This window comes from Pedobacter sp. AC190, assembly GCF_979258025.1.
Map to the genome: position 1 here is coordinate 524,419 of NZ_OZ409824.1, position 12,617 is coordinate 537,035.

At 37.3% G+C, this 12,617-nt stretch carries 9 protein-coding genes; all 9 read right to left on the reverse strand.

The genetic code is table 11. From position 1 onward, the window contains the following. Positions 1-24: 24 nt before the first annotated feature. On the reverse strand, positions 25-1,248 hold the full coding sequence (locus tag ACZZZI_RS02370) for a CehA/McbA family metallohydrolase (protein ID WP_463488486.1): 1,224 nt from the start codon (positions 1,246-1,248) through the stop codon (positions 25-27). 61 nt (positions 1,249-1,309) lie between these two features. Beyond that, positions 1,310-2,713 (reverse strand): alkaline phosphatase, encoded by a 1,404-nt coding sequence (locus ACZZZI_RS02375; RefSeq protein ID WP_463488487.1) that lies wholly within the window; start codon positions 2,711-2,713, stop codon positions 1,310-1,312. A gap of 19 nt (positions 2,714-2,732) precedes the next feature. Continuing rightward, complete coding sequence (locus ACZZZI_RS02380; RefSeq protein ID WP_463488488.1) at positions 2,733-3,797, reverse strand: phosphatidylinositol-specific phospholipase C1-like protein; 1,065 nt, start codon at positions 3,795-3,797, stop codon at positions 2,733-2,735. Between the two features lie 16 nt (positions 3,798-3,813). Continuing rightward, positions 3,814-5,403: a RagB/SusD family nutrient uptake outer membrane protein gene (locus ACZZZI_RS02385; RefSeq protein WP_316758993.1), complete on the reverse strand. Its 1,590-nt coding sequence runs from the start codon at positions 5,401-5,403 to the stop codon at positions 3,814-3,816. 12 nt (positions 5,404-5,415) lie between these two features. After that, positions 5,416-8,403, reverse strand: a complete 2,988-nt coding sequence (locus tag ACZZZI_RS02390) for a SusC/RagA family TonB-linked outer membrane protein (protein WP_316758996.1) — start codon at positions 8,401-8,403, stop codon at positions 5,416-5,418. A 284-nt stretch (positions 8,404-8,687) separates the two neighbouring features. After that, the gene (locus tag ACZZZI_RS02395; protein ID WP_344764570.1) at positions 8,688-8,873 is read right to left on the reverse strand and encodes a Sec-independent protein translocase subunit TatA/TatB; all 186 of its coding nucleotides are present in this window, start codon (positions 8,871-8,873) and stop codon (positions 8,688-8,690) included. Positions 8,874-8,954: 81 nt separating this feature from the next. Further along, on the reverse strand, positions 8,955-9,212 hold the full coding sequence (locus tag ACZZZI_RS02400) for a hypothetical protein (protein ID WP_463488489.1): 258 nt from the start codon (positions 9,210-9,212) through the stop codon (positions 8,955-8,957). Next, entirely contained in the window at positions 9,158-11,443 is a 2,286-nt protein-coding gene (locus tag ACZZZI_RS02405; RefSeq protein WP_463488490.1) for a TonB-dependent receptor domain-containing protein, read from the reverse strand. The genes ACZZZI_RS02400 and ACZZZI_RS02405 overlap by 55 nt, the downstream gene beginning before the upstream one ends. Positions 11,444-11,453: 10 nt before the next feature. Continuing rightward, positions 11,454-12,584 (reverse strand): PepSY-associated TM helix domain-containing protein, encoded by a 1,131-nt coding sequence (locus ACZZZI_RS02410; protein ID WP_316759005.1) that lies wholly within the window; start codon positions 12,582-12,584, stop codon positions 11,454-11,456. Positions 12,585-12,617 lie beyond the last annotated feature (33 nt).

The following is a 12,617-nucleotide window of genomic DNA, read 5'->3' on the forward strand; positions in this document are numbered from 1 at the left end:
CCCGATTTGAATTAAAACCTGAATTTAAAAATCAGGATCGAAGTTAAAATAAATCGGGTTCGACAAGGCAACCATTTTCTCGCTTAAGGCCATAGATTTGGGAACTTGCGGATATGGTGTATTAGTCCCTTCAACTGTAACCCTATAATAAGTTCGCCCTTGCACATTCGGCGTATCTTCAAATTCAACCATAGGTGTTGAACCTTTAAGATTGTAAGTATTAAATTTTCCACCGTTTTTAATCACAGTTATTGTATAATCGGCATCTGGCAGCGGATTTCCATTTAACTGAACTCTAAATTTTACTGGCTTGCCATTCGACTTGATGTTATCGCCCATCATCATTTCAAATTTCCCGTCGCCATTGGCATCGGCATAAAATTCAACTCTTGGTGCAAAAGGATTGGAACTTACCGAAACCTTTCCTTGCGTTAGCGCATCAACAACGGCCTTCAAGCTTCTTTCCTTTGCAAAAACCCAGGTAGTAGGTGTTCCAACATAATTATATTCTGCCTGACAAGTATTTGAACTTGGCTTTTCGGAGCTACTAGGCACTCCGTGGTGAGCATCACTCCCACCCCTTCCAGTCATCATTCTGCCCGAAGAAAGCATATCATCCCAAATCATGATCGCATTTGCATTTTTAGGCCAAACGGCCGAATTCCATACTTCGATCGATTGGACTAAGTCGTAAGAAAAACCAAAATTATCTTTTCCGCTAGGATGGTTTGCCGACAAATGAATGCCTAATGATTTTTTAACTTTACCAATATTTACATCCCGTTGATCGCGAACATCGAATAGTTTTTGGTGATTATAAGGTTTATCCGAAAAAACATTGCCGTGCCCTCTGGTTGTTGTCCATTCGGCGCCGTATAGTAAAAGCAATGAATCTGATTTAAACTCAGGATCTGCCCAGGTATGGTGTTCTACATCGCCATGTACATGATTATCGTGGTCAGTAATGCACACATAATCCATTTTAACCGATTTAGAAAAGCTAATGATCTTGGAAATGGAATTATTTGAAGATTCGGTACTGTGCCTAGAATGTACGTGCAAATCTCCCTTTAACCACATTCCAACTGATGCTGGTGAAACTGGTTTGTTTAGATTTTCCTGACTTTTAACTGCACTCGTAGCTAAAACCAAAGCCACAAAAATTACTGGTTTAAAACTGGAAATAAACAGTTTACACCTGCTTAGAATTGTTGTTTTATTTTTAAAAAGCATTTTAAATTCCTCCATTACTAAAAAGCGCCTGCTGATGCAAGCGCATGATTATTTGTTTGTTATTTTAAAATTTGATTTATGATTTTACCAGGAATGATTCGGGCATTTCTGCAGCTTTTAGCATGAAGTTATGCAGTTCATAATTTTTAACGAAAGGCTTAAGGTTTTCAGAACCAGGGCCGAACATGGTAAGTTCTACATAATCGCCTGAGTGGTTCATTCCAGCCCATTGCACATCCGTATATTTCCCTAAAATCTTTCCGTATTCATAAAATGGAAGATTCGACTCGTTATAAAGTTGATCTGGCGTAATATCTTTAAAATGATTCATCAAGAACTTTACGTCTTCGGATTTCATGTTAAAACCCTGATTCTCCTTAATAAGGTCTATTATTCTTTGCTCGCTAAAAGATTGGTTAAGCTGCGCTAGCAACCAGGTATTGCTACGTTTGAAATTCTTCAAACCATCGAATTTTCTGTTGTTATCATTCGCATTAAACAAACCTGGGTTTGAGTTACCATGATCGGTGGTAATAATCACTAACGTTTCTCCGTCTCTTTCAGCAAATTCAAGGGCTTTCCCAACCGCTTCATCGAAAGCCAGCTGATCGAAGATTAAACCGCTTACATCATTCGAATGTGCCGCCCAATCTACCTTACCACCTTCTACTTGTAGTACGAAACCATTTTTGTGGTCTTTCATCAAGTCGATGGCTTTCACTGTCATTTCTACCAATGAAGGCGTCGATTTCATCAGACTTTCATCATGCTTGCGATCCACTTCATAAGGCATCCCATCTTCAGCAAACAAACCCAATACAGGCTTTGAATTATCTAAAGCCAGCATTTCGTTTCTATTTTCAGCAACTTTATAACCTTGAGTTAAATATTTTGGAATTAAGTTTCCACCTGGACGTTTATCTCCAAAATATTTATGTCCGCCGCCCATCATTACGTCGAACTTTAGCCCTAAATAAATTTCGGCAATAATATCCTGCCCACCACGATTATCAATGTTTACACAAAAACCAGCTGGCGTTGCGTGTGTGATTGGCACGGTGGTAACACAACCTACTTTTTTACCTTTTTCTTTAAACTTTTGTAGGATTGGTTGTGGCTTTTCACCTTTTGGCCCAACGTTTAAGGAGCCATTGTTAATGCGCATTCCGCCACCCCAGGACGAGCTTGCCGCTGCTGAATCGGTTACCATAGAGTTCGCCGAAGCCGTATCCATCAATGCTCTTACGCCTTTGTTATCACGATACAAGTTTAACCACTTGCTGCCAACGCCTAAAATTCTGTTCGAATAAATATCGGCCATGTTCAGTGTTCCAGTACTCATGCCATCGCTTACCAGCATAATGATATTTTTCGCCTTTTTAGAGCCGCCAATAGGTTTTGCAATTACATCTTTTATACCTGTAAAAGGAGCAGCCAAACCCGCTAACAAGCCACCTTTTAATAATGATCTTCTATTCATATATTCTATTTTTCTACCCTTATTTTTTAAATAAAGGATTAACCCTGAAATACGCTCCATCAGCAAAGCTTACAAAGTAATCGGAACTGAAATGCGTACTTTTTTGATAATAATCTGTAGTAATAACCTGCGCACCAGAGCTACAAGCGGCATTGAAATCACTTTTATCATTTTTTCGTGCCTGCTGCGTATCATTATCAGCTCTCGTTCTAATGATGTATCCTTTCTTTACCAGTTCTGGAATCTCTTTATCATTCGGATTATTGCGAATCATAAACGCAGCTTCTGGTGTGCCAGGATCTGCATTGGCAAACATTACCCTGCCTTTTAATGAAGGATGATTTTGAATATAGGTTGCTCTTTTTTTACCTGTAGCATCGAGCACGAAAATAAATTTGCCTTTCGCCTTACTTAATTTCGGCCAGTTTTGATGAAGAACAGCTTCTTCGAGCGTCCTGTACTTACCTTTTACATCATCTGGAGCTATCAGATGTTCTTTACCTAGATTTTCGGTAATCACCTTATCCAGCTCATCAAAAACTTTTGCTGTAAAAAGCTCAGGTTGTGTAAAGCCTGGCCTTTTTATCGAATCGTCTTTAGCTTCAAGGGTTATAAAAACTGGAGTATGATCGCGGTGGGCTTTTGACCATTTTCGAAGCGCCTTTAAAGCCTCTACAAAAGTCGGAACCGAACTCCTAAAATCAAGTTCTGGAATATGCAAAACCTTAAACCCTGGTTTTTTCATTATTCCAGCAGCATCAAAAGCTGATTGTCCTTTAGCCCAACCCAAACCTTTCGGTTGTGCATACTTTCCTCCTGCTGAATCCGCATACACATCGATTTCAAGGTTTCTCAATCCCAGATCTAATTGCTTTGGCAAGGAAATATGTTCGTAATCGATCTTGCTTGCAGAAACTGAATCTGTTTTCTTGAATACAGAAAATAGCGCTGGCTCGATAGCTTGTTTATAACTATTGTGCGAACCAATAACCTGAATTTGATTAATGTTTGGGTCTTCTTTAACCGTAATTAAGGCTATTGCTGGTAACACCAACAATAGCCCTATACAACTGATGATTCTCATTTGCAGTTTTTGATTATTAATAACCTGGATTTTGTTTCAAGTTTGCATTAAGCTTTAGCTCGTTTGCAGGAATAGGATAAATTCTTCTGGTTAAATCCTTGTTCATAAAAAGTACATCGTTTGGTAAGGGGTATTCTGTTTCAAACTGTCCGAAACGGATTAAATCGTTTCTTCTCCAGGCTTCCCAACTAAACTCACGAGCTCTTTCATCTAATAAATTGGTTAAGGTTGCGGTATTTGCCAGTTCAGCACCTGCACGACTTCTTATTTTATTCAACAATAATAAAGGGGTTTGCAATTCGCCATTAACTGTGGTGGCTGTTGCACCTCTTAATATGGCTTCTGCTTTCATTAGCATTACATCAGCTAAACGCAACAAAGGCATATCATTCCCATTTAAACGAGTTGCTTGAATGGCATTTACATCTGGCCAATATTTTACCGAACGAACACCTTTGGCCTGATCGGCAACCGTGTTACCTAAATCCATTGGCTTGCCTGGTTTTAATGTTAAATCAGGTGTAATTTCTATTTGAGTTGTTGTTCCTGCAACAAGTACGGGCTTCGTTAAATCAGGTTTACGATTGGCATCAGGTGCATATTGTTTACCAATTAACCAAAAGCTATTGCGGATATCGTTGTTCAGATTAAAGCGGTTGTAATACTCTGGCGTTGTACTCATCGCGATACTGAAACCTACGTTAATACCATAAGCTGGCGCCAATGCAGGATAGAAACCAAATCTTGTAATCTGGTTACCTGGAATTTGCTGATCGTAAGGAATGGCAAAAATGGTTTCGTTAATTTGAGGGCCATTATTTACATCGAAAATATCCGAATACTTATTATCTAATGCATAGTTGGTGTTTTTCAAGATATTATCTGCCATGGTTACCGCATCAGCATATCTAGGTTTTCCTGTATAAACTTCTGCATTCAGGTACATTTTCTCTAATAAAGCATAAGCCATTGCCTGTGTTGGGCGGCCGTAAAGTAATACACGGTTGTTATTATCTTTTACAGGCAGGTTTGGAATAGCTGCCAATAACTCTTTTTCAATAAATTCAAATACTTTATCGCGAGTTTGGTTACCTGGAAGTGAACTCACTGGAAAAGTATCGATAATAGGCACATTACCGTATAAATCCATCATAAAGTAATAGTATAAAGCCCGCATAGCCTTTACTTCGGCTAAACTGCTATTTTTTGCAGTTGCAGAAACTGATGATTCATTTGTAAGGTTGATTAGACGGTTACAGTTATTAATACCACCAAATCCCCATTGCCAGATATCTCTAACATTTGGGTGGTCGATAGTCCAGGTGTGGTAGTGAAGCTGACGATACTGACCGCCGTCATCAAAATTTCCATCACGTGCAGGAATAATTGCCGCATCGGTAGAAAGTTCTTGCATTCTCCAATACGGAACACCGTACTGAGAAGAAAGATTAGAATACATGGTACCAAATAGTGCCGCATAATCTGAATTGGTAAAAGGAAAATTATCTTTAACGTACTGCGATTCTACGTCGACATCTAACTTACTGCATGATTCAAGAACCATCAGGCAAGCCAGGATATTAAAAAGGATTATAAACTTTTTCATCTTTATATTTTTTTAAAATGATGCGCTAACACCAAAACTGAAGGTTCTTGTTTTTGGATAATAATTGTTGTTATCAATCCCTGGTGTTAAACCACCGATATTAATTTCTGGATCTAAGCCGCTGTATTTAGTAATTACAAACAAGTTATTTGCGGTAACATACAATCTGATGGCTTTGATCGATGGCGTTTTTGGCTTAATGGTGTAACCAAGTGTAGCATTATCTAAACGTAAGTAAGAACCACTTTCGAGAAAACGATCTGATATCAGGTAAGCATTAATATCATTAAACGACTCACCCAATGTAAATCTTGGGATGTTTTGAAGCTTAGCATCTGCTGGATTGTTTAGAGAAGCTTTTGTGGCATTAAGAATTTTATTTCCTAAAACGCCTCTTACCAGAAAGTTAAAATCCCAGTTTTTATAGCTGAAACTGTTGCCCCAACCGTAAATTAATTTTGGTTGAGCATTACCTGCAATTTTAGCATCGGTTGTTAAAGGTTGCGTAGCAATGGTTTGGCCCGCAGCATTTACATAAGTACTCACACCTGCAGCATTTTTACCGGCATAGTTCCAAAGGTTAAAAGTACCTAATGCATAACCTGGTTGGATAAGCTGACTAAAATTACCTGACTGGCCTTTACCACCAAGCTGAGCAGTTTGAATTGCCGAAATTTTGTAAAAATCATCAGATAAAGTTTCGACAACGTTTTTGTTGTGTGCAACATTCGGCGAGGTTGTCCATCTAAAGCTATCTGTTTTAAAAACGGTAGCATTTAACGAGAACTCAACCCCTGTGTTTTTGATTTTACCAACGTTCGCGGTAATCGTTGGTAAGAAAAATTGTGTGGTCGAAACTTCATAACGGTCGTAAATCAAATCAGAAGTTTGTTTTACGTAATAATCAATCGAACCCGTAATTCTATCTTTAAACAAACCAAAATCTAAACCAATGTTAGTGGTTGCTGTACTCTCCCATTTTAAATTAGGATTTTCATTTCTAACAGGTCCAATTGCATTACTGATTGAACCGTTATTTAAAAATTTATTACTACCCGAAAGTGTTCCGTAAATTAATAAAGAAGAGAAAGCATCGAAACCTAAGCTGTTACCCGATACTCCATATCCTGCACGAAGTTTTAAATCGCTGAAAACAGGAACTGATTGCATAAAATCTTCACCAATAATTCTCCAGCCTGCAGAAACTGCTGGAAATAAACCCCAACGGTTATTTCTGCCGAATGCCGAAGAACCATCATTTCTTAACGATGCCTGGAACAAATATTTTTCATTGTAGTTATACTGAACCCTACCGTAGTAAGAAATCAATCTTAAAGTAGATATGGGTGCATTATTGAAAGCGATTTGCGAAAGCAAACTTGGGTTAGAAAGAAATAGATTGTTATACCCCAAATTGTCGTTTGAAAAATTTTGAGTAGTTACCCCAAATCCATCATTCGTTCGGTCTTCTTGCCATGAATAACCTCCAAGTAATTTTAGGCTATGCTTTCCAAAAGTTTTATCATAGTTAAAATAGCCTTCTAAAACCTGACTTTTATTTAAAACATCAATCTTTTGTGCCTGTCCGTTAACACCCCGGGCTAATCCCGATTGACTGTTTAAATAGGTGCTGTAATTATTTTGGTCTCTTTGAGTGGAAACGCTTGCTGTAAATTTTAATCCAGCAATGATATTTACCTGAGCCATACCATTAATTAAGGTTTTGTTGTTCAGGTTATCAATTACGTTATTATCAACAATAGACAACGGGTTTCTGGTACCACTGCCAGTACGGTTGTAATTTTCCTTATAGCTACCATCAGTATTAAAAGGATTTACCGTTGGCAAATAGAAAAGCATATTTGGAAGTGCCTGCGACTGGTACACATCAGAACTTTTTGAGTTACTGTTGGTAATCGTTAAACCTAATTTTAACCTATCGTTAAAGAACTTCTCGTTAAGAAAAGCACGAACAATTGTTCTTTTTAGTGATGTATTTTTAAGAATTCCTTTATTATCCAGGTAATTTACACTTGCACCATAATCTGAAGTTTGACCCGCACCACCATAAGAAAGGTTGTGATTTTGAGAATAACCAGTCCGCTCTAAAAGGGATTGCCAGTTCGTATCCGAACCATCATCATCTACCGCATTTAAGGTTTGCTTATTATCTGAAAGATATTGTCTTAGCTCAGGCGCCGAAAGCATATCGTATTTTCTCGAAACTTTTTCTACTGCTGCATAACCGCTATAGTTTAAGCGAGACTGGCCGTTTTTAGAACGTTTTGTAGTAACAATGATTACTCCATTTGCTGCTCTTGAACCATAAATAGCTGTAGAAGATGCATCTTTCAAAATGTCAATATTTTCGATATCAGCAGGAGCAAGTAAATCAATAGATGCACCAGGAACACCATCTATAACATAAAATGGTTCTTGCGCTGCACCTTCACGTAAGGTAGAAGGACCACGCAAAATAGTAGAAGGTTTTGCATTTGGATCTCCACTTTTAGTCACATTTAAACCAGCAACTTTACCTTGAAGCAATTGTGCTGGGTTTACCATAACACCTTGATTAAATTCTTCAGCTTTTACGGAAGTTACTGCTCCAGTTAAGTCCTTCTTGTTTGCAGTTCCATAACCAATAACCACAACATCTTTTAAAGTCTGATTATCAGGCATCAACGTTACATTAATTTTACTTTGGTTATCTATAGAAATTTCTTTTGTTAAACTTCCAAGCATGGAAAAAGTAAGTACGTCTGAAGCTTTTGCCTGAATGGTGTAAGTACCTTCGGTATTGGTTGAAGTTCCGACTGCACTGCCTTTTACCCGCACAGTTACACCAGGCAAAGCTTGATTGGTTTCGTCGATTACCTTACCAGTAATCGTTTTACTACCTTGAGCATGAGCATTGAGGGAAAAGAAAAGCAGGATTGCAACGAGACAATGCCATTTGCTCATCAAAGACAAGTAAGTCCGTTTGTAATTTTGTTTCATGAATGATTAGTTATGATTGTTTGGATTCATCCACAAAAACAACCTAATTTTATCTCGTGGTGAATTGCCACAAAGATGCCTGAGCCTCGTTAGGAATTTAGTCAGTTAGAATTATGAAATTGTTAAAAGGCAGGTGGCTGTTTAAAGAGAATATTAAGCAATTGGGAGCTTAAGGCGCTGTAAAAGAGATTAATTTAATATGGCATACAAAAAAAGCGAGTTGCTTTTTGATGCAACTCGCTTTTATATAATAGTAAAATTTTGAAATTTCTACTTCTAAGAAGTTATACTTCTTTAGTCGGTACTTTAGCTTCTTCAGGATTTTGGCCATCCTTAAATTCTTTAATGCCTTTGCCTAAACCTTTCATCAATTCAGGGATTTTTTTACCACCGAATAATAGAAGTACAACAATAGCTACAATAATCATTTCTGGTCCGCCCAATAGTGCGGCAATTGTATAGTTTAACATAATTAAATAGTTTTAGTAAAGGATATTTAACTCATATACGCAGTTAAACTACAATTGGTTTTTTATTTTAGAATTAACTGGCTACTGCCCGCCTTTAACGCGTTTTAGAATATCATCGCCACCAGTTTTCCGTTCTTTTTGTAATTTTTGATTTCCGAATCGGTACGAGAAGGAAAGAATTAACCTTCTGCTATCTACATTTACATGGCTGTTCATATCTATATTCTGATATCTGGTTACGGTTTTATATTGACTGCTCTGAAAAACATCGTTAAACAATACCTTTAAACTTCCTTTATCGCCAATACATTTTTCTGCATGGCTGTAGATACCGCCCAATAATAATTTTCAGTTGATATGCCATAAGCAGATTTTGAGTTAAAATAAGCGTTGAGTTCAAAAGAATAACCACTTCCTACCTTAAACGAGTTTTGTGTATTAAAGCTGTAACTCCATCTGCTGTTATCAAAAGTTCCGTCTCCAGAATCGCCGTTATAAATATTTTTAAAAACGTTGGCAAAGTTACTCGCATTCCACCACGAGAAATAAGTGGTTTGCCCAGTTAAACTTAAGCCATAATTTACCAATCGGTTTAGGTTCTGTGGACTTTCGAAAGTTGTATTTGTAGCATCATTCTGCCCTGTAATCCAGGTAATCACATCTTTAGTTCTGCTATAGTTTAGCGATACGGTGTATTTTTCTTTAAAAACATAATTAGCCATTAAACTTTGCGTCAGCTCAGGTTTTAAATTTGGATTTCCCTCATAATACAACAATGGGTCTCTAAATACACGAAAAGGATTTAAATCGCCGTAATCGGGTCTTTCTATTCTTTTACTGTAGGCAAGTTGTAGCTGGTGATTTTCTGATAGGGGTTTGGTAATACTAACATTAGGAAATAATTGAAAGTAATTCCGATTGAAAATTGTATTTGAGGTAATTTGATTTCCAACAGTTTGCGTGTACTCTCCGCGTAAACCTGCCTGAATGGTTAGCGTAGTGAATTTTTGGTTTAAACTGATATAACCTGCATGGATTTGTTCTTTATATCGAAAATGATTGCTTCCTGCAACATCGTAAATCCAATCGTTTCCTGATAAATTTTCGTAAACCAAGTTGTTATCAGAATTAATAAACGAACTTTTTAAGCCACTTTCGAAGTCTAATTGTGTTCCAAACTGGTCTTTATAATCTGTTTTAAAAATGTAAACATTGGTTTTGGCTGGCACATAACCTCTCCTTACATTTCTTTGCCCTAAACTTGTTCCTACAGGATAATTGTAAGTATCTAAATTTAGGTTTGAGGTAAAACTATTAGATGCGTAATCAGCATCAGCAGAAAATTCTCTTTCCTTTTTCTCGAATTTGTGAAGATAACCTGCCGTATAGGTAAGATTTTTCCAATTCTGCTGGTCGTAATTTGTGGTTAACATATCGCTAATCAAGTTTCCACTAAATCCATTCAGTTGATTTGTTGTTTTACTATCGTGAAGGTATTTGCCAATATTACCGTTCACCACAAAGCTTAAATTATTTGTACTATCTAAATCCAAATCAAGCCCCATTCTAAAATTATTTGTGTTTAAAGGTTCGTTCGTTTTGGTATGTTGATTAGAAATACGGTCAGGATTGCCAACTGCGGTTCCGTTTGTATAAAACCTTCGCGTAAAATCGAGGTATTCTGTTTCACCACGATACGCATAATTATAACTTCCGAAAACATTTACATTTTTATTGCGGTAATTTAGGTTTAATCCTGAACCATATCTGGCATTTCGTCCTGCCCCGCCATTAACCGATACTGAACCATTCAATCCCTGCATTTGATTCTTTTTCATCAAAATATTGATAATTCCAGCATTACCTGCGGCATCGAATTTGGAAGATGGGTTGGAGATAATTTCAATTTTTGATATTGATGCCGCATTTGTACCTTTTAACAGGATGCTTAACTCGGAGGGACTTAGATACGTGAGTTTTCCATTAATCATTACAGAAACCCCTGGCCTTCCTTTTAGGGTAATCTTTCCCTGATCGTCAACTTTTACGCCAGGTGCCCGTTCTAATAATTCGAGTGCTGTATTTCCTTCAGAAAGAATGCTATTTTCTACATTAATAATCGTTTTATCTAAATGTTGTTCTATAATTTTTTTCTGCGAGCGAATATTCACCGACCCTAAACTCATGGATTCTTCTTTCATTAAAATTACGCCTAAGTCTATCATTCTGTTAACATCGGTAATTTGAACAATTTCGCTTTGGTGTGTTATAAAACCCATACTGCTTACTTTTACATGGAACTTCCCTTTGGGTATAGAAGCAATAGAAAAAGCGCCTAAAGAATCGCTCAATACAGCTTTTATACGAGTTCCATCTTCCTGATGTAGCGCAACAGAAGCAAAAGGCAAAGCCTGCCCATCGGCCGTTAATGCTGTGCCTTTTATTGAGGAATTATTTTGAGCCATTACCGATAATGATGTACCCAGAAAAAGCATCATTGTAAAAAACATAGACAAAAGAATTCCTGCATCGGCTTTTTTAGCCGATGAAATATTTAGATTAATCATCATCTCCTGAAATTTATTGTATTGAAAAAGTTTTTGATTTGGATTTTACTTTCCTTTGCTTTCCCCACCAGATGTAAAAACCTGTTATTGGTAAACTGGCGGCAATTAAACTTGCCAAAAAGTAAATGATCTTCGTGGTTAATCCAGCAAATGCACCAACATGCAATCCGTAATTAGAACGCCTTAACCAGGTAGAAATGGCGGCATCCTTTAGTTTAGTTTGAGAGCCTGGCAAAGGCTGAAGTGTATGCTGATCTAAATAAATATCTCTCCACGACCCATTAATCATATCTACGCAAACATATATTGCATCAGACGCCTGCTCGGGAAATGAAATTATGACCTCGTCTCTGTTATATTCGGCCAATTCGCTGGTCGCCTTTTTCCAGATTTTATCTATAGCCTGTATTGAAGCAACTTGTTTATGCACGGTTGTATCTGAAACTGATTGTTCAAATTTCTGATTTACATTGCCTCCGCTTAGCCAGTAAACACCTTTGTTAAACCAACTAAAACTCATAATCAAGCCTGTTATTGCAAAAATTAGCGCAACAACAAGCGAATAAAAGCCAAGCACATTATGCAAATCATAATTAACCCGTTTAAAACGAGCTTTCCATTTAATTTTAAAGCTCTGATTTCTACCTGCTTTATTCCATTTCTTTGGCCACCAAAGAACTATCCCCGTAATAAGGAGCAGAAAAAAAATAAAAGTAGACCAGCCAACAACCTGTTTACCAATTGCATCGGATAACCATAAACGGCGGTGTCCTTCATCTATGAATTCGAAAAAATCTTCGTGATGAACCATAGCGACAACTTCTGCAGTGTAGGGATTTACGTAAATAAGCGAATCTGAATCAACAGAAAACTGTACGGTTTTATTTTCGCCATGATACCAAATCGAATGAATTTCTTTACCTGGTAATGCCTGCGATACACTTTTGTGCAATTTGGATGGTGGAAGTAAAATGCCCCCAGCAGGCTTTTCAGCCTTTAGCCAGGGAGCATTTAAACTTTTAATTTCATGCTCAAAAACTAAAATACAGCCCGTTATACTTAAAATAACCACAACAATTCCAGATATTAGTCCGAGCCACAAATGAAGCCATGCATTAAGTTGTTTTAAGCGTTTTTTAAGCATAAATTTTATTTTAATTTTTTTATCGAACAAGGA